The sequence below is a fragment of the Candidatus Hydrogenedentota bacterium genome, assembly GCA_035416745.1.
Lineage (GTDB): Bacteria > Hydrogenedentota > Hydrogenedentia > Hydrogenedentales > SLHB01 > UBA2224.
In genome coordinates, this window is the sequence record DAOLNV010000007.1 from 15,221 (window position 1) to 41,567 (window position 26,347).

The 26,347-nt window shown below is 61.4% G+C and carries 19 protein-coding genes; 9 read left to right on the forward strand and 10 right to left on the reverse strand.

The genetic code is table 11. The features are described from left to right. Positions 1–32 precede the first annotated feature (32 nt). A complete protein-coding gene (locus PLJ71_04205) occupies positions 33–1,211 on the forward strand; it encodes a GDSL-type esterase/lipase family protein (GenBank protein HQM47864.1) in 1,179 nt (392 codons plus the stop codon). After that, positions 1,208–2,410 carry a sialidase family protein gene (locus tag PLJ71_04210; protein ID HQM47865.1) on the forward strand — a complete coding sequence of 401 codons (1,203 nt, stop codon included), beginning with the start codon at positions 1,208–1,210 and terminating at the stop codon, positions 2,408–2,410. Before PLJ71_04205 ends, PLJ71_04210 begins: the two co-directional genes overlap by 4 nt. A 200-nt stretch (positions 2,411–2,610) precedes the next feature. Here the strand turns inward: PLJ71_04210 and PLJ71_04215 are convergent, their stop codons facing one another. Both PLJ71_04215 and PLJ71_04220 read right to left on the reverse strand, forming a co-directional pair. Beyond that, complete coding sequence (locus tag PLJ71_04215) at positions 2,611–3,468, reverse strand: shikimate dehydrogenase (protein ID HQM47866.1); 858 nt, start codon at positions 3,466–3,468, stop codon at positions 2,611–2,613. A gap of 14 nt (positions 3,469–3,482) precedes the next feature. After that, positions 3,483–3,830 carry a histidine triad nucleotide-binding protein gene (locus PLJ71_04220; protein ID HQM47867.1) on the reverse strand — a complete coding sequence of 116 codons (348 nt, stop codon included), beginning with the start codon at positions 3,828–3,830 and terminating at the stop codon, positions 3,483–3,485. Positions 3,831–3,999: 169 nt separating this feature from the next. Here PLJ71_04220 and PLJ71_04225 point away from each other — a divergent pair, with 169 nt between their 5' ends. The 4 genes from PLJ71_04225 (at position 4,000) to glnA (ending at position 12,086) form a co-directional block, all read left to right on the forward strand. Then, on the forward strand, positions 4,000–6,024 hold the full coding sequence (locus PLJ71_04225) for an alpha-galactosidase (GenBank protein HQM47868.1): 2,025 nt from the start codon (positions 4,000–4,002) through the stop codon (positions 6,022–6,024). Between the two features lie 12 nt (positions 6,025–6,036). Next, on the forward strand, positions 6,037–9,900 hold the full coding sequence (locus tag PLJ71_04230; GenBank protein ID HQM47869.1) for a heparinase II/III family protein: 3,864 nt from the start codon (positions 6,037–6,039) through the stop codon (positions 9,898–9,900). A 312-nt stretch (positions 9,901–10,212) separates the two neighbouring features. Beyond that, complete coding sequence (locus PLJ71_04235; GenBank protein ID HQM47870.1) at positions 10,213–10,554, forward strand: P-II family nitrogen regulator; 342 nt, start codon at positions 10,213–10,215, stop codon at positions 10,552–10,554. A gap of 107 nt (positions 10,555–10,661) precedes the next feature. Next, positions 10,662–12,086: a type I glutamate--ammonia ligase gene (gene glnA / locus PLJ71_04240; protein HQM47871.1), complete on the forward strand. Its 1,425-nt coding sequence runs from the start codon at positions 10,662–10,664 to the stop codon at positions 12,084–12,086. Between the two features lie 195 nt (positions 12,087–12,281). Here the strand turns inward: glnA and PLJ71_04245 are convergent, their stop codons facing one another. From PLJ71_04245 to PLJ71_04260, 4 genes are all read right to left on the reverse strand, one after another. Further along, positions 12,282–12,917, reverse strand: coding sequence for a sulfatase-like hydrolase/transferase (locus PLJ71_04245; GenBank protein ID HQM47872.1), 636 nt, complete (start codon positions 12,915–12,917; stop codon positions 12,282–12,284). Continuing rightward, a complete protein-coding gene (locus PLJ71_04250) occupies positions 12,842–13,336 on the reverse strand; it encodes a sulfatase-like hydrolase/transferase (protein HQM47873.1) in 495 nt (164 codons plus the stop codon). The genes PLJ71_04245 and PLJ71_04250 overlap by 76 nt, the downstream gene beginning before the upstream one ends. Before the next feature lie 187 nt (positions 13,337–13,523). Continuing rightward, positions 13,524–14,096, reverse strand: coding sequence for a response regulator (locus PLJ71_04255; GenBank protein ID HQM47874.1), 573 nt, complete (start codon positions 14,094–14,096; stop codon positions 13,524–13,526). 370 nt (positions 14,097–14,466) lie between these two features. Further along, positions 14,467–14,922, reverse strand: coding sequence for a hypothetical protein (locus PLJ71_04260; GenBank protein ID HQM47875.1), 456 nt, complete (start codon positions 14,920–14,922; stop codon positions 14,467–14,469). 239 nt (positions 14,923–15,161) lie between these two features. On the opposite strand from PLJ71_04260, the gene PLJ71_04265 reads away from it, so the two are divergent. Both PLJ71_04265 and PLJ71_04270 read left to right on the forward strand, forming a co-directional pair. Beyond that, a complete protein-coding gene (locus PLJ71_04265) occupies positions 15,162–16,145 on the forward strand; it encodes an ABC transporter permease (GenBank protein ID HQM47876.1) in 984 nt (327 codons plus the stop codon). A gap of 25 nt (positions 16,146–16,170) precedes the next feature. Further along, positions 16,171–17,133: a sugar ABC transporter substrate-binding protein gene (locus PLJ71_04270; GenBank protein ID HQM47877.1), complete on the forward strand. Its 963-nt coding sequence runs from the start codon at positions 16,171–16,173 to the stop codon at positions 17,131–17,133. Between the two features lie 21 nt (positions 17,134–17,154). Here PLJ71_04270 and PLJ71_04275 read toward each other — a convergent pair whose 3' ends face one another. Next, positions 17,155–18,954, reverse strand: coding sequence for a metallophosphoesterase family protein (locus PLJ71_04275; GenBank protein HQM47878.1), 1,800 nt, complete (start codon positions 18,952–18,954; stop codon positions 17,155–17,157). A gap of 203 nt (positions 18,955–19,157) precedes the next feature. Here PLJ71_04275 and PLJ71_04280 point away from each other — a divergent pair, with 203 nt between their 5' ends. Beyond that, positions 19,158–19,856 carry a class I SAM-dependent methyltransferase gene (locus PLJ71_04280; protein ID HQM47879.1) on the forward strand — a complete coding sequence of 233 codons (699 nt, stop codon included), beginning with the start codon at positions 19,158–19,160 and terminating at the stop codon, positions 19,854–19,856. A gap of 13 nt (positions 19,857–19,869) precedes the next feature. Here the strand turns inward: PLJ71_04280 and PLJ71_04285 are convergent, their stop codons facing one another. The 3 genes from PLJ71_04285 to PLJ71_04295 form a co-directional block, all read right to left on the reverse strand. Then, positions 19,870–24,432, reverse strand: coding sequence for a beta-galactosidase trimerization domain-containing protein (locus PLJ71_04285; protein ID HQM47880.1), 4,563 nt, complete (start codon positions 24,430–24,432; stop codon positions 19,870–19,872). A 295-nt stretch (positions 24,433–24,727) separates the two neighbouring features. Continuing rightward, entirely contained in the window at positions 24,728–25,867 is a 1,140-nt protein-coding gene (locus PLJ71_04290) for a Vms1/Ankzf1 family peptidyl-tRNA hydrolase (protein ID HQM47881.1), read from the reverse strand. After that, positions 25,864–26,202 (reverse strand): hypothetical protein, encoded by a 339-nt coding sequence (locus tag PLJ71_04295; protein HQM47882.1) that lies wholly within the window; start codon positions 26,200–26,202, stop codon positions 25,864–25,866. The genes PLJ71_04290 and PLJ71_04295 overlap by 4 nt, the downstream gene beginning before the upstream one ends. Positions 26,203–26,347 lie beyond the last annotated feature (145 nt).

Genomic DNA, 26,347 nt, shown 5'->3' on the forward strand with positions numbered 1-26,347 from the left:
CTCGCGGATGCTTGAAACAGGGGGAAACGCTTATGAGGCCTACGATGCTGATGATCCGAATTGCCGTGGCAATGGCGCTTGCGCCGTGCTGGGCCGTGGCCCAGGAGAACGTGCGCCTGGCGCTGCCGAAGACCGTTTACGCCGCCCCGGGAATCGAGTGTAACCTCTATTTTGACAACGTTGTCCTTGTGCTTGACCCCGGCGACTACACGTTCGACGTGAACTGCTCCAAAGGCGTGCAGCTGGCGGAATGCTGGCGCTACGCGCCTGGTGCGGATGATGCGGGCGATTATCCGCTTACGCTGGTAGTGCGCAACGGAGAAAACGAAACCGTTGCCGAGGGCGCTACAACTGTTCGTGTGGCGCCTGCAGGGGCGGGCTCTGGCGGCGAGGTGTCGATGCTGCTGATAGGCGACAGCCTTACCCACGCCTCGGTTTATTCGCAGCACCTGCTGGACCTCTGCGCCAGCGACGGCAATCCCAGACTAACCCTGGTTGGCTCGCACGGAATAGACGAGCCCCTTGGTGCAAATCGCCACGAAGGTTATGGGGGCTGGACGGCCAAGCGGTTCGCAACACAATGGACCGGCGTTGCCCGTACCGGTCCGTATGCCGAACGCGGCAGCCCATTTCTGTACGAGACCCCGGAAGGTAGCCGGGTCCTCGATTTCAAGCGGTACTGCGACGATGTCAACGGGGGAAAGCTGCCGGATTTCGTAAGCATATTCCTGGGCTGCAACGATACCTTCGGCGCGGATGAGGGGAACATCGAGAACGTGATTGACGACATGTTGGTGCACATGGACGCGCTTGTTGCGATGATCCACGGCGCGTCCCCGGCCATCCGCATCGGCTTGATACAGCCGGTGCCGCCGACAACGTCGCAAGACGCCTTTGGCGCCGACTACGGGACTGGCCAGACGCGGTGGCAATACCGGCGAAATCAACACCGAGCTGTCGAACGCATGGCTGAGCATTACGCCCAGGCGCCCAATGTGACCTTTATCCCCGCTTACGTCAATCTGGATTGTGTGCACAATTTCCCGGCCGCGAGCCAGCCGGTCAACGCGCGCAACGACGAAACCGTTATTCGCCAGAACAACGGCGTACATCCCGCTGAGACCGGGTACCGCCAAATCGGGGACAGCATATACGGCTGGATGAAGAATCAGGTTATGGATCACGCCAAGCCCGAGGAGACGTCTCCATGAGTCGCGTTTCTGTCATTGCCCTGGCCGTTGCGGTTTTGGGGGCGCCTTGCGTTGCCGAAGCCGCCGGTACGGCATCCCCGGACGTGCCTCGCGTATCGTACGATGTGCAACTCGACACCATAACATCCGGGTTCGACAAGGAGACCTGCTGGGTGCATCCCCGCGCTGGCGCGATTCCGGGGGAGCCGCCCATCGTTGTGCTCACGATGCAGAAACTGCTCTTGAGCGGTTCCGACGTGTTCTACGCCCTCAACGAGATGCGGACGGAAGACTTGGGTAAGACATGGGCCGGGCCCACCGAACACGAGACCCTTGGCCGCCGGAATGTCGAGGATGGTATTGTCGCCGTTGTATGCGATTTTACGCCGAAATGGCACGCCAAGACCGGCAGACTCCTGGGCACGGGCCATTCCGCTCTGTATCGAGACAACAAGCTCATCGAGGTGCGCAAACGCTTCACGGCGTACTCAGTCTATGACCCGGACCAACGCTCGTGGGCTCCCTGGAAAAGCATGGTGATGCCGGATGTTCCGAAGTTCTTTAATGCCGGGGCTGGTTGCACCCAGCGCGTCGATTTGCCCAACGGCGACATCCTGCTTCCCATTTACTTCAAAGCCGAGGGCGAAACCCAGAACGCCGCGGCCGTCGCGCGCTGTTCCTTTGACGGCGAAACGCTGTCCTACGTCGAACACGGCGACGAATTGACCATCGCGGTGCAGCGGGGTTTTGTCGAGCCGTCCCTCGCGTTCTGCAACGGCCGCTATTTCCTCACGCTCCGCAACGACGAGGCCGGTTATGTCACGAGCGGCAGCGACGGACTCCATTTTGGCGAACCGGTAATGTGGCGGTTTGACGACGGGGAAGAGCTGGGGAACTACAACACCCAGCAGCATTGGGTTGTTCACAACGACGCATTGTTTCTGGTGTACACCCGGCGGGGACTCAACAACGATCATGTGTTCCGCCATCGCGCGCCCCTGGTGATGGCACAAGTCGATCCCGCGCGGATGTGCGTCTTGCGTGATACCGAGCGCATCCTTGTGCCCGAACGCGGCGCCCGCCTGGGCAACTTCGGGGTCGTCGAGGTCAGCGCGGAAGAAACGTGGGTTACCGTGGCCGAATGGATGCAACCTGTGGGATGCGAGAAGTATGGCTCTGACAACAGCGTCTATGCTGCTCGCATCCGCTGGAAAGACTGAGCGGCGCTGACGTGCGGCCTCTGCCGCTCCTACGGGGCTGGATGATGACGACGCCAATATCCCAGGGCTGCGTCACGTGGTCCACGTGAGTTGCGTTGGGCGATTCTCTGGCGCCCCCGGGCTTTGAGAACGGCCTTTTCAGGAACACCGCTTTGGTTGCGGCCAACGGCCGCGCTGCGTTCCCCAGGACCCTGCGTCCTTCACTCTTCGCCGAGGGCTTGGAGGGCCGCGGTGCGCATGGCAGGGAGAGGGGCGGGGCGCCCGGCCCATCGCTCGAATTGCAGCACGGCCTGGTTGAGGAGCATCTCGATGCCGAGGACGACGGAGCATCCGATGGCTTCGGCCTCCTGGATAAACCGGGTCTTGTTGGGACGGTAGACCATGTCGAAGCACACGTGGTGAGGTCTAAGCAAGTCCTTGGGCACGGGCGTTTCGCCGGGGTTGGGGTGCATGCCAATCGGGGTGCCTTGGATGAGGACGTGGCTGTTGGCCACGGCGTCCGCGAGCCCGGTAGCCAGATTGGCGGCCTTGACGGGTATGGCGGTCTTGGCGGCGACATCGTCGACGATGGCGGCGACCCTTGCCGGGGTGCGTCCAATGACGGTAATGGATTCGGCGCGGGTGAGTTCGGCGACGGCAAAGGCCACGGCGCGCACCGCTCCGCCCGACCCGATGAAGAGGACGCGTTTGCCGTCCAGCGAGACGCCGGCTTCCTCGAACGCGCGCAAGGTGCCGGGGCCGTCCGTGGTGGCGCCGATGAGGCGTCCGCCGTCGTTGGTGATGGTGTTGACACTGCCAACGCGCTGGGCCATGGGCTCGATCTCGTCAAGGTGGGCCATGACGGCCATCTTGTGCGGGATGGTTACGCTCATGCCGCGGAACCCGTGCAATGCGCGCATGCCGGCCAGGCAGGCGGCCACGTCTTCGACCCGGAACGCGGTATAGACGTAATTGAGCCCGGCCGCCTGGAACGCCGCGTTGTGTATCGCGGGCGACAGGGAATGTTCGACGGGGTTTCCAATGACCGCGCAAAGACGCGTTTGGGCATCAATCCGCATGGGCGTGTTTCCCCTCATCCGGGCGGCCATGCCATGGCGCGGCCGCCGAGGATGTGCATGTGCAGGTGAAAGACCGTCTGCCCGCCCCATTCGCCGCAGTTGATGACGTAGCGGAAGCCTTTCTCGGTGAGCCCTTCCTGTTTTGCGATCTTGTTTGCGGCGAGGATCATTCTGCCGACGAGGGCGGCGTCCGCCTCCGTGAGATCAGTCACTTTCGCGATAGGCTTGCGGGGCACGATGAGCACGTGGGTCGGCGCACCGGGATTGACATCGCGAAACGCGTAGAACTCCCGGTCGGAATAGACTTCCTTTGAAGGGATTTCGCCCGTCAGGATCTTTCCGAAAATGGTTTCTTCGGCCATGCTTCGTCTCCTTTTCACGGTTCGCGTAGAACAGTACCGTATGAATGGCTGCGGGTACAAATACGCGCGCGAAGGCGGCATCCGGAGTTTTGTAGGCCTCCGGCCGTTCCCTTATACTGACTTGCCCCTGGGGGGCTGCGTATACTTCGCCGACAGGGAGGCCAAAAGCATGCGAGCTGGCTGCATCTTTGCGATCATGAGTGCAATCACGGCGGGGGGCGTCATGGCGGAGCCATTCACCCTTGAGAACGGCGATCTCAAGCTGACACTGGAAGTCAGCGCGTCTCAAACGCCGCGAATCGCCATGGCCGAGCGTCTCGGCGATAACGCGGCAGTGCTGTTTCGCGACACCAGCGACGTGCCTTTGACCGCGTGGATTCCCGAGGGCCTCGCGGACACCTCGGCCGTATGCACGGAATGGCAACGCGCCGCGCACGATGCGTATGTGCGGGCCGAGGCCTCGCGGCAGCTCGCAAAGGGCCTCGAGGTCACGTGGCGCGCCGAATTAGCCCCGCACGGCACCTTGCTCCGCCTGCAAGCCCTCCTCACAAACAAGAGCAGCATGGAAACCGCGGTCGAATGGTTTCCGGTATGGAACGGCGTGTGGCAGTTGGATTCGTACGACGGTCCGGTCCGGTACTGGGACGCCCTGTCGTTTGTCCATCATGATCGTCAACTGGAAGAAGGTGAGACTCTTACCCTCGCGAGTCATATCCACAGTTCCGATGACGACGGTGACGGCAAGAACCCTTACTGGCGCACGCAGGGCTCGCAAGGCGACGCATGGTTCGGCCTGGAATGGTGCGGCGGGTGGCAGGCAGTTCTGAAACGCGCGGACGGCGCCTTGGCCTTTAACACCTTCCTGCCCCCGCCGGAAACACAGCTGGTCCTGAGGCCGGGCGAGACCATTGCCGGCCCCGTGCTTCACGTCGTGTTTGCCCGGGGAACGAGCGAGGCGGAACGGCGGGCGGACTGGATACGGCAGCGTCTCGCGCTGGCCGGGCGCGTCTACGGCGGCCCTGCTCCGTCCTATCCGTTCACATGGAACCATTGGTACTCGGCGCGTTTCGACATCGACGGGCCGTTCTTGCAGCGCCAGATCTCCGCTATGCCGCCCTATGGCTTCGACTATTTCATCGTGGACGCCGGCTGGTACGAAGCCTGTGGAAAGTGGGAGCCGGACCCGGCGAAGTTCAAGCCCGGCGAATTCCGCGACGCCATGCAGCGGCTCGATGCCCTTGGCGTCAAACCCGGAATCTGGACCTGTCCCCAGTTCGTGCACCCCGATTACGTGGACGAGGCGCCCCTCAAGCTCGACGAGCCGGGGTTCTACCGGAAATTCATCAACGGCCGCCTCGTCGATATGGCGGGCTCGGATTTCGGCACGTATCTGGTTGCACACGCCGCCAAACTGCGCGACGATTATCACGCGAGCTGGTGGAAATACGACCAGGACTTCTTCACCGGCGACCTGAGCAAGGGCCGGATGCGCAATGTCATCGCGTTTGAGGACGCGCTGCGGGCGGTCCGCAAAGACCAGCCCGCTCTCTACATCGAGAACTGCCAGAGTGGCGGCCGCATGATCAACGAGTTTACCGTGCTGCTCACCCAGGGCCAGTGGATCCGCGACGGCGGAAGTACCGGCCTGGGCCATGCCCGCAGCAATCTCAAAGAAGCCCTGGGGGCCCTTGAATTCATGCCGCCGTGGACCGTCATCCGCTGGACCAACCGCCCCTACGACAATGACGCCAGCGATGACGCGTTCACCAGAATGTATTGCCGCAGCGCCATGGCTGGGGTCTGGGGCGTCGTGGCCGACCTGCCCAGGATCCCCGAGGGGCAACGCGCGGTAATCATCGAAGAGGCTGCACGCTACCGGCGTTTGAACGAAGTAAAACGCGACAACCTCTATGACGTATACCCGGCCATTGACGGTGCCGATGCGGCGGGGGTGATGTACTGGACGGCCGATGCACGCCGCGCCGCGGTATTACTGCTGCGCTGGGACGCCAACGGAGCGTTCACGAAGAGACTGGAGATGCCGTTTGTCGCGGAGGCCCCGTACCGGCTCGAATTTGTGGACGCCAACCGGACGGATACGCGCCCCGGCGGCGAGCTTAAACAGAACGGCCTGGAAATCGCCTTCGACCAGGCCCAACTTTCGGCTGTTGTCTTCGTCGAGCGCGCGGAATAGGAGACGCGAAACATGCATTTGACGGCAATTGTCTTCTTTGTGGTTGCGGGCGCGGCAAACCCGCAGATTCGTCTCGAAGGGCTCAGTGTCGCGGCTTCATCGGCAACCGGCGGGAAGTACGCGTGCGAAATGGCGGTCGACGGCCTCCCTGAAACACGATGGGCAAGCAGCGACATGGCCCCCATGCCCCAATGGTTCGAGCTGCGTTTCGCGATGCCCGTTGAGATAGATACGTTGCTCCTGGACATCCCCGTGGACAGTCTGTATGCGGCTTGGAAGGAAATCGAAATATCCTTTGCGGAAGGCGACCCCGTGAAGCGAGTGCTGGGCGAGGAGGACCAGAACGCCGTCATCCGTTTCGAAGCCCGCACCACGCGAAGCGTGCGCGTAACCGTGCATTCCGTCTACGAAGCGCGTCATTACGTGGGGCTTTTCGAGATCCAGGCCGCCCTGGACCCCAACCAAGTGCTCGAGGGGTTGGGCAACAAATCGTGTCCGAAACCGAAGGCGGAAATCAAGGCGCGCGGACGTGCCGAACATCCTTGCGTGAACCTCACTCCTGCCGGCGTCGCGGAAGCGCGCCAGCGGTGCGAGGAGCTCGAGTGGGCAAAGGCGAAACGCGACGCAATCGTCAATGCGGCAGACGAGTGGCTGCGCGAGGACGATGCATACTGGCTGCAATTCCTTCCGAAGCCGGGCGCTGCTTATGCCTACGGGTTTACGGGCGACCCGTCGACAAACGACCGGTTCGGCGGTTCGTGGTCCGGCGCGCGGTGCAGTTGGGGCCATCCCGGCCAGGTCAGGAACAGCGACGGCCGCTGGTTTCCCAATGAAGAATACCCCGATCCTGGCACGGGCTACAAGGCCAAGGATGGCCGCATGCATTACTTCGTGGGCATATTCAACGCCTGGGTGACCGAACAATGGACGCTCAACGCTCTGCCCGCGCTGTCCGAAGCGTATCTTCTGACCGGCGATGAGAAATATGCCGAGCGCGGCACGCTTTTCCTGGACGCTCTGGCGTCCATCTACGCCGAGTCCACCTCAGGGTCGTGGGATTACCCGAGCAACCCGCCCAGCGGCCGCCTCGCACGGCCATGGTACCAGGTTGCGCGAACGCTCGTGAAATACGTCGACCAGTTCGATTTCATGTACAACAGCCCTGCCATGGACAAGCCGTCCCTCCGCGAAGGCATGACACGCCGTGAGAACATCATTAACTACATGCTCCTGGACGGCGCCTACTACTGCTATGAGCACAGCTACGACGGGGCCTTGCACAACGGGCACGCGGACTATGTACGGGGCGCGTTGGCGGTTGGCTGTCTCCTCGACATTCCCACGTACATCAAGAACGCGGTGGGCAGCACGTTTTCGATTTATACCATGCTCGAAAACAATATCGATCGCGACGGACGCTATTACGAGACGGCCCTTGGCTATGCCATCCACGCCCGAAGCCTGTACCTGACCTTCGCCGACCCGCTTTACAACCTGCGAAACGAGGAGTATCCAGACGGCCTCAACCTTTATGACTACCCGAAGATGCAGTCGGCCTTGTTTCTTCCCGAATTGATGGTCATGATGGCGGGCCGCATGCCGAATTTCGGCGACGCTGCACCCGAATACACGTACAAGCCCATACCCAAGCGCCCCATGTCTTCCACCGATTACAGTTATCTTGAGCGGCTGTATGCGCGAAGCACCGACCCCGAGAAGCGCCTGGCATACGGCAAAACGCTGCTCTATCTGGCCGACGGCGACGTCGCTCGCGCTCGCAACGAACAATCCGATTCGTGGTTGCTCTGGCATGCCGCCCCGGTTCCCGCGGGCGACCCTGAACTCCCGCCCGAGGCCGCCGACCGCGTGACGGGTTCGTGGGTGGCCGGCATGAAAGGCATGGTCATGCTGCGTTCGGACGGCCAGGCGGTCTTCATGCGTTTCGGACCCAGCCTGAACCACGGCGATCCCGACGACCTCAGCCTTCTGTATTACGCCAACGGCTACGAACTCAGCTACGACATCGGCTATGGTCTTGGCAGCACCCACGCGCACGTCGGCTGGGCCTCGAGCACCGTCAGCCATTGCCTCGTGACCGTCGACGAAACCAACCAGTTCGAGCAGCCCGGTTCGGGCGGCAGCCTCCTCTTGTTTGCCGATTTGCCAGGGGTGAAGCTTGCCGAGGCCACGAGCGAACTTAGCTACGCAGCCTCCAATGTGACCGAATACCGCCGCGCCGTGGCGCTCATGGCCCGAGGCGGCTATCTGGTCGACGTTTTCCGGGTCGCGGGCGGGAAGAGCCACGATTACGGCTTCGGGAGCATCGGCACGAACCTCGAACCCTTTGGCGTCGACACGCTCGAGGCTCGGGAAGGCAGCCTCGCAGAGGGATACGACTGGGGCCGGAATATCGGCATGGACGGCGACATCATCGGCTATCCCGACAAACCGTATTGGAATCCGCCGCCCGGGAACGGCTACGGTTTTTTCTTTGATGTACGAAGGGCCACACCCGCGGCGCACTGGGGCGGCACGTGGACGATTGACGGGGCCACACCAACGACGATGCGCATGCATGTGCTCGGCGACTCGGCGGAGGCCATTTTCGCATCCGCGCCGGGCCTCTACCCGCACATGCCCCTCTCGAGCTACGTCATTGCCCGGCGCCAGGCGGAGGACGGGGCGCCGCTTGAAAGCACGTTCCTCACGGTCTATGAGCCCTATCTCCAGAATGGGCTCGTCTACGATTTCGATTTCCTGGAGCTGGGTGCCCGGCGGGTTCGCGAAACCGCCGAGACGAAACTCATAACAGGCTTAGGCGCCGTCGTGCTCATGGGTACGCAGCCAGGCGACCTCATGGAGTTTGAACTCGAGCTGGGACCGGGCGTCCCCCCAGACCTGGTCGCGCATTGCATGCAGTCGCCGAGCTATGGAGCCGTGGTCTTCGAATGGGACGGCCAACAGGCTGGCGAACAGGTCTCCCTGGCGGCCGGGAGCGTCCAGGGTCCCGTGGCGTTTCCCCTGGGCAAAGTCGATACGGCGCCGGGAAAACACACGCTTACTTTCCGCACCGCAGAGGGAACAGCCTTCTGCGGCGGCCTGTGCGGCATAAGTTTTGGTGAACTCCCTGACGGCCCGACGGCCCCGGCCCCGAGACTTCGCTCCGTCACGCGTCTCGCGGAAAAGACCCTCGAGATTACCCGCGCGGACGGCATTGTCGATATTGTGGCGGTCGGCGATGCCCGCTGCGATTCCTCTTACGGCCCTGTCGTCTTCAACGGCGATTTCCTGCATCTAGAGGGCGACGGACGGAAGATCACGCTGGCGGAAACCGTGGGGTGTTCGCATCTGGAGGTTGGCGGCGCAAGCCTTCACGATGGTCCTGGCGTGTTCGAGGCAACGGTGGCAGCCGTGGACCCGGAAAACCGGACGGTGACCCTCGATACCGAGGCGCCAGAGGGGCTTGAACGCCTCGTGGCAGTGTTTTCGAATCCCGCCTATTCGCGGACCACCGCCTACCATGTCAGAAAGGCCGAAGGCAAGAGCCTACTGCTGCGCGCAAGTACACTCGCGCTTGGTACGGGGCGCGTGAGCGCGATCCCCGACGGAAAGACAGTCTTCAGCGAGATCACCCATGAGTACACCAGAACGGTTCGAAAAGGACACTCGACGCGCTTTTTCGATGGTAAGCGCATCGTCGGGGCTAACGGCGGCGAGACGCGCGTGGTGGCTACCGTGCCCGGAACACCGCTCCGGCTCGACGTCGAGGACAGCACTGTCCTCGATGTCGGCGAATCCTTTGATTATCTCGATATAGGGCCCGGCGACACGGTGCGTATTGCGTACCCCCGTGTATTCGCCAACGAAACCCGGTGACGGGGCCTCTCGATCCCTACATTCTCGTCGGTTCTTTCTTCTAAGTCTGACCCAGGCGTCGTTTTCGTGGCGGACTGCGAAATGCAAGCGGCAGACGCTTGCCCGGCAACAACGCGCAAATGGGCTGAAAACGGCCCGAAAACGATCAGATTCAGGACTTGGCACACCCCTTGCTCCCCTATGCCCAGCATCGCAGCCGAGACCGCAGTTTCCTTTTCCAGGCCGGGTGCGCTACCCTGTTTCTGTTTGGTTCCTGTGAGATTGGCGGGTAGCGGAATCGTACCCTGCAGCACCATGGAAAGGGGAAAACACGTGAAAAAAGTTGAAGCCATCATCAAACCCTTCAAACTCGAAGAGGTCAAAGAGGCTCTTTCGGGAGTCGGCATTCAGGGGTTGACCGTCACGGAGGTCAAGGGTTTCGGCCGGCAAAAGGGCCACAAGGAACTGTACCGCGGCGCGGAATACGTCGTCGAGTTCCTGCCCAAAATCAAACTCGAGATTGTCATCAGCGACGACAAGCTCGAGGCCGTGATAGACGCCATCGTCAAGGCGGCGTCGACCGGCCGGATAGGCGACGGCAAGATCTTTGTCTCGCACGTGGAGGAAGCTATCCGCATTCGCACCGGCGAAGCGGGTGAAATAGCGATTGGGTAGATTGGTTGCAGACGTCAGCCGTCCTCAGCGATCCCGGGACGCGTCCCATCAACCGTTTGCAGCCAAGAGGTTGAGGGAGTCTCGCAGGAGTACGCACGGAGGACACGATGATTAAGGATTACAGCCCTGAAGACGTTATTGAACTGGTTGAGAAGGAGAAAGTGCAGTTCATTGACTTGCGGTTCATGGATTTCCCGGGCTTGATGCAGCACTTTCACGTTCCCTCCGCGGAGTTGACCGAGGAAACGTTCGAGGAAGGTCTTGGATTTGACGGTTCGAGTATTCGCGGGTGGCAGGCCATCAACGAGAGCGACATGCTGGTGATGCCGGATCCCACGACGGCGGTCCTGGACCCCTTCGCCGACATTCAATCCCTCATCCTGTACTGCAACATTCTGGACCCAATCACCAAAGAACGATACTCGCGGTGCCCGAGGTGTATCGCCCAAAAGGCCGAAGCATACATGCTCTCGACGGGCATCGCCGACACCGCCTGTTTCGGTCCGGAAGCCGAGTTTTTCATATTCGACAGTATCCGCTTCGATTACAACGCCCACATGGGGTTCTTCGAAGTGGACAGCTCGGAAGGCATCTGGAACAGCGGCGGGGATGAGATGCCCAACCTGGGCTACAAGCTTCGCCATAAAGAAGGCTACTTTCCCGTGCCGCCGGCGGATTCGCAGTCCAACCTGCGGAGCCAAATGGTCGCTACCATGCTCGCCTGCGGCCTCGACATCGAATGTCATCACCACGAAGTGGCCACTGCCGGCCAAGCTGAAATCGATCTGCGATACGATACGCTTTCCGCCATGGCCGACAAGGTGACCATGTACAAGTACATTATCAAGAACACCGCACGGCTGGCAGGCAAAACCGTGACCTTCATGCCCAAGCCGCTTTTCGGCGACAACGGGTCGGGCATGCATACCCACCAAAGCCTCTGGAAAGACGGCAAACCGCTTTTCGCGGGCAACAAGTACGCCGGGCTGACTCAGGAAGCGCTGTGGTACATCGGCGGCCTGCTGAGACACGCGCCGGCTCTGGTGGCCATTACGAACCCCACGACCAATTCCTACAAGCGCCTCGTTCCCGGCTACGAAGCGCCGGTCAACCTGGCCTACTCCAGCCGCAACCGGAGCGCCTGCATCCGCATACCCATGTATTCACCCAGCCCCAAGGCGAAACGCATCGAGTTTCGCGTGCCGGACCCGTCCTGCAACCCGTACCTGGCATTCACCGCCATGCTGATGGCCGGATTGGACGGCATCCAGAACAAGATCGACCCCGGCGAGCCGCTCGACAAAGACCTCTACGACCTGCCGCCGGAAGAGAAGGCCTTGGTGCCGCAGACGCCCGGCAGCCTCGAGGAAGCACTGAATGCGCTCGAGGCGGACCACGAATTCCTGCTCAAGGGCGACGTGTTTACCAACGATGTCGTGGAGACATGGGTGAGCTACAAGCGGAAACACGAAGCTGAGCAGGTCGCCCTGCGCCCGCACCCCTACGAATACTACCTCTACTACGACATCTGACAAATTCGTTGCCGCGAACAGACGAGCATGACGAAGGGGTGGCAGACGGCACTGTCATCCCCGCAAACCATCGAAGACAGCATACGCGCGAAAGAATGAGGAAGCATAAGCCCTCTTTCGCGTTAGACACAAGAATCGAGTGCGGCGCGGGCGCGAGACGGCGAAGGGTGTTATCGAGTGCGGACTATAGATGGATCAGAAATACCCTAGCGCCTCGAGTTGCTCGCGCCGCAGTTCTTCGGCGTCTGCGGCAGGAGCTTCCGTCTCCGGCAGATCCTCTGACGTCACCGTACGAGTCAGCACATCTTTGAGGGTGCCGCCGAGGTCGCGTATTTCCAAGTGACAGCGGACTTTGCCGCCGGTCTCCGGCAGCACGTCATCCAGGATGGCGGATACTACACGGTCGAGTCCCACCAGCCCCTGCTCGATGCGCGGCTCGCAATGCGGCCAGTAAATGAGCAGAGGTACGCGCAGGACCTCGTCGTGAAGCGTTCTGCCGTGCTGCGTGCCTCCGTGTTCCCCGAATTCTTCGCCGTGATCTGCCGTGATGATGATAAGCGTATCGGGATGCACATCTGCCAGCAACCGGCCCACCTGATGGTCAACGTAGCGCATTTTCGCATCGTATTGATCGAGTGGTTCCGGTCCAAAATCATTCACCCGCGCGGGCAGATGATAGGGTCCGTGCGGTCCCATCAGGTGCAGATACGCAAACCAGGGCGCCTGGGCGTTTCGCTGCCACCGAATCACTTGGTTCACGAGTACCGCGTCGTCGATCTCGATCTCTTTGCAATGCGCCCCCGCCAGCTTTCGCCAGGCGCCCACTGCCACCAATAATCGAACCCGCGCGCGAAACCGTCCTGACGGCAAATGAAAAGGTTGTTCGAGAAGGCCGCCGTAATGTACCCGCGCCGTTGGAATTCTTCTGGCAACCAGCGCATGCCCTCTGGCAGCGCGTCCCATGCCGCCAACACGCCGTGCTCGCGGCAATTCAGCCCCGTCAGGAGACTTGTCACGCTGGGCTTCGTCCATGAGCACGTTGCATAGCAGTTGGTATAGACGATGCAGTCCCGCGCGAAGGCGTCAAGATTGGGCGTGGTATTGCGCTCGTACCCATAACAGCCGACGTGATCTGCTCGGAGGGTATCGATTACTACGAGGAGAATGTTGGGTTGCGAGCGTGTCGCCTCAATTCCCCCGCAACCGGCCAGAACAAGAAGAATTGCTATAATACTTAAAATTTTAGGCATGCATATATCCGTGTACACGTCCTTATATCACAATATAATTTGCATTTCAAGGCATGCTCGGAGGGATAAGAGATTTGTGGAAGGCCGGGGGGTCGGGCCGCCGTCTCAAGCAAGGCGACACAAAAAAAGAGAGCCGACAAACGGCTCTGAAAAGCATCGCCGATGGGCTCGGTCTTTTGTTTGAGGGCTAGTTGACCTCGACGCCCACTTTCGCCAGGGCACGGCGGAGGTCGTCGGGCGTAAACGGTTTCCGCAGGCAGAGGGCCGCGCCGTTTTCGACGGCGGTTTCCATCACGTCGCGGTCCTCGGAATCAACCAGGGCGATAATCTGCGCGCTGGCATAATCCGGATTACCCTTGATCCGTCCGCAGATGTTTGCGCCGTTGAAGCCCGGCATACCCAAGTCGAGGAACAGCACATCCGGACGAAACACGGCGATCTGTTGTCCTGCATCAAAGCCGTCCATCGCAACGGCCACCTGAAACGAATTCTGGGACCTTTCGAGGAACCGTTGGATGACGGATACCACCGATTTTTCTCCATCCACCACGAGAATCTTCGTGCCGGATTCACGCAGGTCCACATGAACCGGGATCTTGTTCTCGCGCAGAAACTGGATGAGATCCTCGTGCCGGATGCGGCGGTGTCCGCCAGGAGTCTTGAAGACATGGATGCGGCCGGCCTCGGCCCACTTGCGAATGGTGTCTGGGGTGACGTGACAGTATTTGGCAACTTCCGAAGTGCTAAACGATTGTTTCATCTTGACCGTTCAACCGGGTTTGGGCGCTGTGCAACAGCAACCTGAAACTCATGTGACAAGCATCAATTATACTCTAAAGAGAAAGCAAATCCCACACCTGCGGATAATTCCGCAGGAAACTCACGGAAAAATGAACCGTGCGCACTTGAGCGCACGCCCCCACTAACAGACGCGCGGGGCTCTCCAACCTCAAAAGCCATGGGCAATGGTAGCATACGAGAATATGACAATGCAACGAGAAACTGGGCGCAAACAGAACATATCTCTGCCCTCAGGACCTCTCGTATATCCCAACCTCATCATGAGTTGCGCGGGTTTCTCTTCGCCCGTTCAAGATGGCAACTGCCCCTGCGGAATTCGCGGAGACGCACTAAAAACGCCCGATTCTCCACCCGCTCAGGCGGCCGTCAGAAACCGTGGCTTGGAGGCCGGGGAAAACGTGTTGGCCCCGAAAGTTGAAATACCACCACGATCCGGTTTCCGTAGTCTTCGTGGGGTTCCCGAGGATTCGGTCGGCCTCGAGCAATGTCATTCCGTCTTTCAGCACCCCTTCCCGAATGAGAATCTCCCAAGCGAGTTTCGGGGGCGCCTGAGGCGAGGCCAGCATGCGGGCGAAATCGACTGTCTTGCTCCTCAATTCCTCGTTCGCCGGCTCTTCCTGGACGCGTTTCCAGGAGTTTTCGAGAATGATCTCGTTGGACAGCGGAATGCCTCCTGGAAGGTCGAGCACGGTCCAATCCCTTTCGATGCGCATCGCCGGCTCGATTGGCCCCCTGGGCATCAATAGGAACACGGTCAACACAACAACGGCCGCTGCTCTGCTCATATCCTTTGCCTCCGTTTCGCACCGGGCGCACCAACCAAATGAGCATCAGAAGCCCGGCGAAACCCCCTTAAGGGTAGCGCACTCGTGTCTGGATGGCCATTACATTTTCTGCTAAGGTGTGGAGCCGGGCTCGGGCTTCCGGCATCGGTCTAAAGCTTGAATTGCGTGACACGCCGGCCCGGGAATACCCATGGGGCGTCTGCTGCAAAAGAAGGCCAAAAGCCAAACGAAACACGCGGATGACGGATTCGGCCGACAACAAGAGAGGTGATCAAAACCACTCCAGACTCAGGTGTCGCGGCGCATGGCGGCGTTTCGGACTGGTTCTGGCGCTTGCAGCCGTGTGCGTGATCCTGGCAGCCGCAAAACCGCAGGCAGTGTCCATCGACTTCGTACTGACCCTGCTGCGCCAGATCGCCATCAACGGCATCCTCGCGGTGGGGGTCACGTACGTCTTGTTGACGGGCGGGGTAGACCTCTCGCTGGGGTCCGTAGTGGCGCTGACCGGCGTGGTTGCGGCGACGTTTGCCCATCCCGGCGGCTACCCTCTGGTCCTGCCTCTGTTTATGGGACTTCTGACGGGGGCCTTGTGCGGAACCATGAACGGACTGGTCGTTACCAAAGGGGGCGTGGCCCCGTTCATCGCCACACTGGGCATGATGACGGCGGCGCGGGGACTTGCCTACATCGTAAGCGGCGGCAGGCCGGTTTCGCAGTTGCGTCCTGAATTCACCGTCATCAGCAGCGGCAGTTTTCTCAACATACCCATTCCGGTGCTCATACTAGCCGTTGTGGCGGCGGTTTCCGCGATATTCCTCAGAGGCACGCGAGCGGGGCGGCATCTCTATGCCACGGGCGGCAACGAAACCGCCGCTTACGCGTCCGGCATCAACGTGCACGCGTCCAAGATGCTTGCCTACGCCGTATGCGGCGCCTTGGCGGGTCTTGCGGGAATCGTGCAGGCCGCGCGCAGTACCACCGGCCAACCCAACGCAGGTATCATGTATGAGCTCGATGCCATCGCTTCGGTGGTTATCGGCGGCACGAGCCTGGCGGGGGGCGTCGGCGGCGTCGGCGGCACCATCCTCGGGGCGTTGTTGATGGGGGTGATCGCCAGCGGACTGGACATGCTGAATGTCCCCTCCTACTATCAGCAGGTTGTGAAAGGTCTCATCATTATCAGCGCGGTGATGCTGGACCGGCGCGGGTCAAAAAGAAGCTGAGCACGGAGAAAAGGAACGAGTGCGTATGAGAATCCTGGGCAATGTATCTGCCGCGGCAGTGGTCATCCTACTTGCGGCTGGGGCCTGCGGCTGCGGCAAGAGCCGCGAAGTCCCCGGCGGGGGAAGGGGAGATGCGGCCAGCGGCGAAATCGTCATGGGCGTCTCTCTCCTGAACTTGTCCAATGAATTCATTGTTTTGCTTGACGAAGCCATGAAGGAAGAAGCCGCGAAACTCGGCGTGCGCCTCATTGTCAACGACGGGGCCCGCAGCGCCGAGAGGCAAGTCCAGCAGATTGAGAACTTCCTGCTCCAGGACGTGGACGCCATCATCCTCAACCCGTGCGAGCTGGATGCCAGCTCTCCCGCAGTTGATAAATCCATCGCTTCGGGCGTCCCCATCGTGAACGTGAATTCCCAGACCCGTTCGGTCCCCACGGCGTTCGTCGGGTCGCGCGACGAAGAATCCGCCCAGATCGCCATGCAGTACATCGCGGACCGGTTGGGCGGGAAGGGCAACGTGCTCATGATGCAGGGGTTCATGGGCCAGACCGCCCAGATCGACCGCGAACGCGGCGCCCAGGATGTGTTGGCCGCGCACCCGGGACTGAAGTTGCTTGCGGTCCAGACCGCGGAATGGGATCGAGCCAAAGCCATCACCTTGATGGAGAACTGGATTCAATCGTTCGGGGACGATATAAGCGCCGTGTTTGCCCAGAACGACGAGATGGGGATGGGCGCCGTGGTCGCCCTGGAACAGGCCGGGATCAAGGAAAAGGTTGTGGTAGCGAGCGTAGACGCGATCGCCGACGCGCTCGATGCCGTGAAGACCGGTCGCCTCGATGCCACAGTCTTCCAGGACGCGCAGGCCCAGGGCAGCACCGCCGTCCAGACCGCCTACAAGATCATCACCGGAAAACCCTTCGAGAAGCAGGTGTTCATTCCGTTCCAGCTCGTCACCAGAGACAACGTGGACGCGTTCATGCGGTAGCTTTCGCCGGTAACATCGCTCCTATTTCACGATGGTCAGGCGGTCGCGTTCGTTGCCATCGGCGCTGTAAGCACGCAGTTCAAGGGTGTTTCCGTCGATGTACAGGGTCTGGTAGAGGGCCGGGCCGCTGAAGATCACTTCGGCGTAGTCGGGTCCGCCGCCGCTCCAGTCCTTCGAAGGAATTCCAACCGAAACCAGGTATATGGTTCCCTCCGCGGGGGATCCGGCGGGTTTGCCTTCACGCATGGGCTTGCTGCGCAGGTAATGGTGCACATGGCCGCCGAACACCATATCGACGTGATACTTGTCGAAAACGGGCCCCCACACCGCCCGGATATCGGGGTAGTCTTCGGTGGGCGCGTAGGGAGGGAAATGGAACATGGCGAATTTCCATGTTGCGTTGGTGTTGGCCAGCTGGGCCTCCATCCAGGCAGCCTGGATGTCCAGCGGCGTGTCGATATCGAGGATCAGAAACAGGGCGTTGCCGTATTCAAAACTGTACATGCGCTCGGGTGCGATCCCCTCGGGACCGTTTTGGGGCAGCCCGAACATTTCGAGGTACATCCCCGCGCCCAGCCCGTCCTGGTCGTCATGGTTTCCTATACACGGCACGGCGGGCCGTTGCCGGAACACGGCGGTTGAATACTCGAAGAACTGGTCCCAATCGTCGCGATAAAGGCCCGTGCCCACAAGGTCGCCGCCGAGCATGTAGAAGGCGGTCTCGGGGTGCCGGGCAAAGGCGTTGCCAAGCATCTCGCCCCACTGAGGAGATCGGTGCGTGTCTCCCATGAAAACAAACGTGAACGGGGTGGCGGATGCGGGCCCGGTCGTGAATTCCGATTCTTCCGACCAGTGGTCCGGCGTAGCGTCGCCTACCCGGTATACGTACGCCGCCGCCGGTTGCAGGCCTGTCAAAGCCGCCGTGAACCAGTGGCAGACGGGATCGTTGGCCAGCAAACGGTCCTTTATGACGGCCTTTTCGGCGGTCACGGACTGCCAGGGGGCGTCCGGGGCAGCCTGTTTGGGCCTGTACTGCACTACACCGTTCTCAACGGCTGTGCCCGTTCGCCACTGGATGGTCTGGGTGGTGGCGGGCTCGGCGCTCCAGGTCAACGCCAGATGATCGGGCTTCTCCGACGAAGGAAACGGCGTCTGGCGAAACGCCCCGATGAGATGGGCTTCTCGGGCGCGCCCGCGCACCGTTGTGAGGAGCACGTGACCCGTGAGTTCGGGGGGCACTTCCTCGAGCACGAGTTCGGTCCAGTCGTGATAGGTTAGTGCTCCCTCGCACATAAGGCTTTTCGAGTAGGCGGCGGGCATCAGGTTTGTTACCCGCAAGGGCGTTCCGGGCCGCTGAGGGCCCACGGCGACGAAGTAGTGGGGGCGATGTTTGTCAAACCCGTTGATGCCCAGCTCGACGCGGCCCGCCTCGAAACGCTTCTGCCAGACTTCGTATACGTTGAGCTCGTTCCGCACGGCGAGAGCCGTCTTCTGAAATCCGGCCTCGGCAAGCCAGAACGGCGCCACCTCCTGTTCGTTGTGGCGCATTACCGACACCACCACAGGGACATTCACGTCGAACGTCCAGTATTTTGTGGCCAGAACCGTGCGCTCTTGCGGCGTTATGAACTTCCAGATGGTCTCGTAACCGGCATTGGCCAGTTCGTCAAGGGTCAAGGCGTCGTACATGCGCTGGACGACGTTATCCATGACCGCGGCCACTTCGGGGGCGGGCTCGGCATGAACCACACGCGAAACGATGACCAGAAACAGTCCGGCAGCACATGCCACACTCTGCAACAAGCCCAGTCTTGCTCGCATCGGTTTTCTCCCTGAATCTACGCAGCCCTGGCGGCGTTCATCCGCATAACGGGTTCCTGCGTGCCGTCATCGCGCTCAATACGTATAATCCTGCACGATTCTGAACCTTTCCCGGCCCGTTTGCCAACCCGGGTGTACGCATACTTGCAGATTACATCAACGAACGTCAGATTCAAAAGAAGCGTTCAGAGGAGATGAAACAGATGACCGGCCCCAGTACGTGGCTCTATGATGAGTTTACCTACACCGGCACGGACTACGGGGACCCGGCTGAAGTGGCCCAATACGAATCCCGCATGGCCCAGCTGCGGGATTTCGACGCGGAAGCCGGCGAGATCATGGACGCCGTCGGCCTCAGCCGCGAGCACACGCTGCTCGAGGTGGGCATGGGCACGGGGTGGCTGGCCCTGCGTGCCGCCCGGCGCTGCCGGTTCGTGTACGCGTGCGACGTCTCGATGTCCATGGTCGAGCACGCCCGGTCGCGGGCCGAACAAGAGCACATCCTGAATATTGCGGTGCACCACGCCGGTTTCCTGACCTACGCGCACGCAGGAAGCCCTGTCGATACCGTGGTATCCCAGCTTGCCCTGCACCATATTCCGGATTTCTGGAAGGCCGTCGCGCTGCAGCGCATCGCCTCGAACCTGAAACCTCGCGGGGTGTTCTGGTTCAAGGACGTCGTGTTCGGATTCGACCTTGCGGACTACGAGCGGGTGTTTGACGAGGCGCGCGCATCGTTTCCGCCCGCCTTTCGCGACCCGTGGGTGGGCCACGTAAACCGCGAATACAGCACGCAGGCATGGATCATGGAGGGCCTCCTGGAACGGGCGGGGTTCGCCATCGAGTCCGCCAAAGATGGCCCGCTACTCACGGTAAGCTACCTTTGCCGCAAGAAGGCCTGACGCTCGAGAGCCGTCACCGCGCGGCGAGATTCACCGTGGCCTCCGCCGTTACGCCGCTGGCCGCGTCGCGGAAGGCCAGACGCCACGTCCCGGCTGGCTCGTTCAGGGCGAACGGGATCGATGCCTTCCCCTGACCGTTGGGACATGCGATGTTCTGGCTATACTGGCGGTGAGAGGTGTTGCTGCCCGGCGCAAACACGTCGACGCGTACAACGTGATACTCGGGCTGCGCGCCTTTGGCCGTCACCGCAGCGGCAAGTTCCAGCGTATTGCCTTGGACGGATTCCGCGGCAACGGTGACGGCCAGGCTCGACACCGCGTAAGGCATGAGCGCATAAACCAAGGGGCGCCCGCGCGAGATCGCGGCGTTCCAGGAGGTTATGGGTTCCTCTGCCGCGGCCCGTCCCGCCCGCATGTCATAAACATATGCTGGCGCGTCAATTGAGACGGTGAGATTCTGCGCTTCGAGCCCCCGAAGCAGGATGTCCTGCTGGAGACACAAGTAGCGCAGAGAACCATCCACAAACAGGGTCTGCTCGACGCAGCGGGCGGGTTTGCCTTCCGCGGTCAATTGCGCGTACGGCTTGACGCCGGCCAGCGCCAGTTGCCGCGCCAACGGCTCCAATAACAGGCGCTCGCGTCCTTTGTGGCGCAAGGTGTTGATGGTCGAAAACGGCATGTTGAGCAACACGGCGTGTCCATTGCCGAACGAGTTGGTGATCAGACAAGGCACGTCCCCCGCGTTGATCTCGGCCTTCCCGTGGGTGATTTGAAGACCGGTCTCCAGCGAAGCGGCGGTTATCGTCTCGCCCCCCAGTTCGCAAGTGACCGTCTTCGGCGCGGACTGGAACGCTTCCAGGCCGGCTGACAACTTCACGCCGAACAGGTCATCCAGCAATCGCTGGCCGCGAACCACGCCGTTCTCCGTGAGCAGGCACGCGCGGCCGTCGGCAATGATGAGGCCGCCCCGTTGCGCGAACTCCCGTACAGCCTGCACCAGCGCATCCGACATGCACGTAGCGAGGGGCAAGACGAGCGCGCGGTACTCATCTAACCGGCCCGGGGCCGTCTCGATATCGGGCGCGGCAACGAACGAGTATTGGCAGCCCATGTCCTGCAACGCGTACATGACGCCCGTCAGGTTTGCCAGCCAACCGGGCACGGGGGCCTTGTCCGGCACGGACTCAAACAGTTTCGCGGCAAACAGGTCGGCCTGATTGTAGAGGACGGCCACCGCCGAGTCGTCCCGGCGGCCGTGAAGCAGCAGCTTGCCGGGACCCGCCTTCACCTCCGCCGCGCTGTCGAAAAACCATTTCCCCATGTGCGAGATCGACATGTCGGGATTAAAAGGAATGTAGTCGCAGCCCCACGATGTCCACCACCAGCACGAATTGTGGCCTCGGAAGAGATTGTGCCAGGTAATGGCCGAGAACCCGGCTTCGTTGTCGGCCACGGCATTGCCCCATTCGCCGGTAAGGGCGCCCGGACGCTTGAACGAGCGGACCAGCTCGCCCTGGAGCGGTTCTATGGTGTAGACCTGGTTGAGCTCGAGGTTGCGCGTAAGCTTGTAGAAATCGTAGCCGGCCAGCCAGTGATAGCCGAGCAGTCCGTCCCATCCCACCCTGGCGCCGGGATCTTCTTTCCGCACGAACCCGGCGAATGTCTCGTGCAGTTTGGCGAACGCCGTGTCCATGAACATCCGGAAATCGAACCATGGCGCGAAACTGGCGGTCTGTTTAGCGGCCTCGTCCAGAAGCATCGGAGCGCCGATCGCGTCGAAACTAGTATAGGCCGTCTTCCACGCGGTGTTGAGGGCTTCTATGTTTGGATACTGCTCGCGGAGCCGCGCGCGGAACGCGGCGGCGTTTTCGGGCGACAGATCCACCTCGACGCGCGCGGAGGCAAGGTAATTCTCGTCACCTAGCGTGTAAGCCGCTGGATGATACGGCGCGGCCTGGCGGGAGCAGACTTCCATGGAGGCTCGTTCCTGCTCGAGCCAGGCCTGGTCGAAGAGGCTGGGCCGCAGGATATGGTCATCGCCCGACTCTCCGGCAATGCGCGTCACGTAAGGCACCAGGCGCTGACCGGATTGGGCAGACACAGCGTACTCGCGCGCCGCGCTGGCGTCGGTGTACCCGCGCATATGGCATAGATCCATCATGTCCGAGCCGAGTTCATAGCACAGACGGTTCTCTGCGCGCAGAACGATGTCCCCTTCGGCGTACGACCACATCAATATCGTAAAGTCGTCGTACGGATAGGGCGCCGCCGCCGTGAAAGCCATATTCGCCGTCGCCAGGAGCGCCTGTCCCGATACCAGCTGCATATCGAGCCGGTGCGGGACGACAACCGGACGCGGAAAGTCGACGACTGCCTCGGCACGCCCGTCCGCGGCCACAGGGGCTTCGGCCCGCGCTACCACGCGGTCCACGCAATCCCGGAGCTCGAATACCGCGCGCAGCGTTCCCGGCTCCGGAGCGGGGCTGACCGTTCCGGATACCGTAAGCTGGCCGCCCTCGGGCATATCTACCGCCGGTGGAGCTTCCGGGTGGTTCTGTTGCGATGGCGATACCGCAAGGGAGGCGAGGGCGTATTCCGGGGCGACATCCAGGGTCGCGCCCCCGAGTCCCACGCATTCATTGGCCTCATTCAACGCGACAACGTCCACGTAATACGTGTGCATCGCGGGCAGGGGCGGTATCTGAAGGCGTGTACCCGTTTCGTCGAGCAGGTCATCACGCAGCGCGCGCACGGTATCCGTATCGTCTTGGATGCGCGCCAGCACGCGGGTCCAGTTCGCGCCCGAGAAATCGAGCGGCAGCGTGGTTGCCGTGGCCGCCATCACAGGCGCGAGGGACTCGCCAAACGCGATACGCGCGGGAAGCGGTCTGCCGGCCGCCGCCGCCCAGATCAAGCCGTGCAGCGCGAGGAGACGGTCATCGTTTCCATCCAGGCCCTGTTTCAATGAATTCAGCGGCAAAAGGGTGCAGTAGTGCGCGATATTTGCCTGAAACACCAGCACCCGGCCCTCGCCGTACCGGTATGCGCGCAGTGGCGGAGCGTCGCTCAACCGCCCGCGGCTTCCTTTTCGCAGGCTGGGAATGCGCTCCCACGGCAGGTAGGCGAGGAGCGTGCTCGCCAGTTCCGTGTCTTCCTCCGCGAAAACTTCCTGCGGCCACCCGGCCATCGCGTCCGCGCCGCCGGTGATGATCAGTCCTTTGCCAGCGCGGACCTGTCCAAGGATCGTCTGTTGCAGGCGCGGTCCCAGGGCCTGCCCTTCAAGCGAGCCGGCAACGATGACGTCCCGGTTGGCATCCAGGCAGATGTTCACGGCGTTTCGCATGGCCAGGCTGGCGTTGAGGGCGCCGATGCCGGTCTGTCCCCTGTAAGGCCACATGTCGGGACTTGCGATAACGGTGCTCGAGTCGAAGTATTGGCGCCGTACGTCCAACTCGACGCGCCGCGCGAGTTCCATGGTGTCGTACGCCGCCCAGCGGGGCGCCAGCAGCGCCGCGCGGACCGGGCCGCCCGGCAGACTTGCGGCCCAGGGAAACGCCAGCGGTTCCGGGTTTGGACGCCACAACTCGGCGGGACGGTCGAGGCTCGATTCATCTTCCGCTCGCACGCGCGCCACCCGTTCTTCGTCGACCGGGAGCGGCACGAGTGGCTGCTCCCAGTCCGTGCCGGACAAGGCCGCGAGGGCGTCCGATTCAGCATTAGCTATCCGTCGAAAATACGCGCGCGTGGCCTCATAATCGGGTATCGAAGGACATTCGTATAGTCCGAGAGCGAAGGTGCGCCGCTCGGGCTTCAGAACAATGTCCGTGTACTCGGCGTAACCCCCGATTTCGGCTACGGTCACACTCGCGAAGGCCGAGGCGTCGCCGAGCAGCAGGCCCGCCGAACCAGCGCCTTTGCGGCCGGGCTCGATATCCTCGAACAGCAGCCACCGTTCCTGTGTCAGGTCGATTTCGGCCGCCCCTTCCGCAAGGGTGCGTACCTGACTTGTCAGGCGCCGGTTGTAGGGTTTTTCAAACGTCGCGGGATAGGCCATCAGCCTCAATGTAACCTGTTTGACCTGCTCCTTGGGTTCGTAGCGTCCGAAAAACAACAGCTTGTCGCTGCGCGAGGTGACGGCGAACCGCGCGACGGCCTTCACTTTCGGCGTGTCCCACGCGTACTCGACCATGGCATCCGGCCCAAACTCGCGGATGACACGGAACTGTGCTTTGTAGTCGTTGATGTTGAAACCATCGAAGGTCCACTGGAAAAACCCTTGGTTGTACCAGTTTTCCATGGAGGGCTCGGCGATGCCGAGGGGCACATACCCGATCGTGGGCGCCCACTTGGGGAAGGCGATGCGGCCGGAATCGCCGTTTTGTTCGAGGTATTCATAGCGTAGGGTGTAGGCAGCCGCGGCGGTCGCAAGCGACACATCCTGCACGACGCGCTTCCCTGCATCCGTAGGCTCGGACCGCTCGTTTACGACCGCGCTCGCGTCCTGAAGCACCTCTTGTGCAAAGGACGGAACGCCAGGAAGTACGAGACAGAGCAGTGCGGCGATTCTTCTGGACATCGTGTCGTCTCCTCGTGAAAAGCGGCTCACAGCGAGCGTGTTCGCACCGTGATCTTATAGCCGAATACCCCGGCACAACCCAAATTCAGGTGTGCCCGCCCGCGCGGAAGAGGACTCCCACGCCGGGGAAAAACCGCAGAAAGCGGCCCGCTCACCAACGGGGCCCCGAACGAGCCCGTCTATAGCCGCGGCTTGTCCTGGCAGGTTACCGGCCAGGAGCAAGGCTCCCCCTTTTCCTGTGAAGGGCCCGGGCAAAGGACCCATCCGAACGGACGCGGTCAGGCAACCAAGGCCGTCAATATCTCAAGAACGCGCCGATGCCGGCTCCCTCCTCTTTCAGGCGGTTCCCGGCTTCGCCGTGCAACACTTCCACCTTGCCACCCTCGCGCGCGGTACTTTCGACCAGCAGGTCCAGCACGTTCTCGTCGGGCCGGATCGGTTTGCCGAAGAAATCGGTCAGTTTTGCGCCGCCGCCGTTCGCCGGCAATGTCGGACATTCCTTTGCGAGCACCATGAAATCGCGCGGATACACGAGCATGCGTACCCGCCCTTCGACGGTTGCTTTTACCGTAGCCGGAAGTCCGATCGCCGCCAGATGACTCTTTGCGGCGGCGGTCAGCAGTTCTTCCGTCAGCGCCATTTCGCTTCGGCACTCGTAATCTTCATCCACCCGCAATGTCTCGTCGAGCACGGTTCTTCTGTCGGCCTCGACGGGAAGCGTGACGGTGCTCACGACACGGTGCTTCAGCGGTTCCGACAAGAGGCGCTCCAGATCGGCCACGGCTCTCGACGGGCCTCCGAGGATAAGCCGGTCGAACTGGGTGCTCTTGTCCAGGTCTTTGAGCGCCCCCACAACGTTCTTGAGATGATGCTTGGCATGTTCCTGGGCGTTTCGTTGAAAGCGCATTTGAGACCGCGTCTGGTCTTTTCCCGACGCATCGAAGTGTTTTACGTCTTCCTCCGCGACTAATCCCTTTTCCTCTTCGATCTCACCCATGTAGACGGTCAGCAGGCGCGTTTTCCCGCGGTCTGTAAGCGCAACGACATACCGGGGATGTCTATTTCGCGCTTCGAGGAACGGCCGAATAAATGGACGGGGAAGCCATCGGGCATGGTTCTCGATGGACATGCGAAAATCCCGCGCCCAGAAGAAATCCTGCGACGGGTCTGCAAAAAGCGCCAGCGTGCGGCCCGACGGACGGTATTCCGCCACGTACTGGCGGACCCGGACGGCACACTTCTCGAAGTCCCCGCGTTCACTCACATCACCGGCAACGCCTTCGATGCCTCGAAGCATGTTGTGCAGCGGCACTTCAAACTGCCGGTTCAGATTGGCGGCGCGCGCCTGATCGACGTTCAGGTACACGCTCAACATGTTATGTCCCTCTTTTGCGGCGTGATGAATCAGCGTCTGCAGCTCGTCATGTGTGATCATGTGTGGCCCTCCATGTTGATAACACACACGCCAGTATTGAAAAACGGGCATTCCGGGCATGGCCGTTGCGCCAGACCCTGAACCGCCCGTGGCATGCCGTTCAACATCTGTTGCACTTGACCATCGCTCGTGTAGCTCGGGAAAAGGATGAACAGGGGACGCGAAACGTCATTGGGGGGATTGGTGGCGCGGTCACACTGGAACTCGTCTGCCAAATGGAGAATGGTTTCGCCGGCCCCATACCTCTGCGAGTGGTTCGCAACCGTATAGCTCTCGAAGTCTGCGCCTCGAATCAGCATCAGCAACTCCGCAGCCAAGTCCAGCGCTGTATCCACGGGTAGCCGGTCCTGCGTACCTAATGATACACCCTGAAGGGCATCTTTGGACCGCATATGTTCATTCTGGCCTTCTACGCCGGCCGGCACTGCCGGGAAAAGCCCTGGGCAAAAGCCTTCAGGCAATCCTCATGCCAACTCCGGA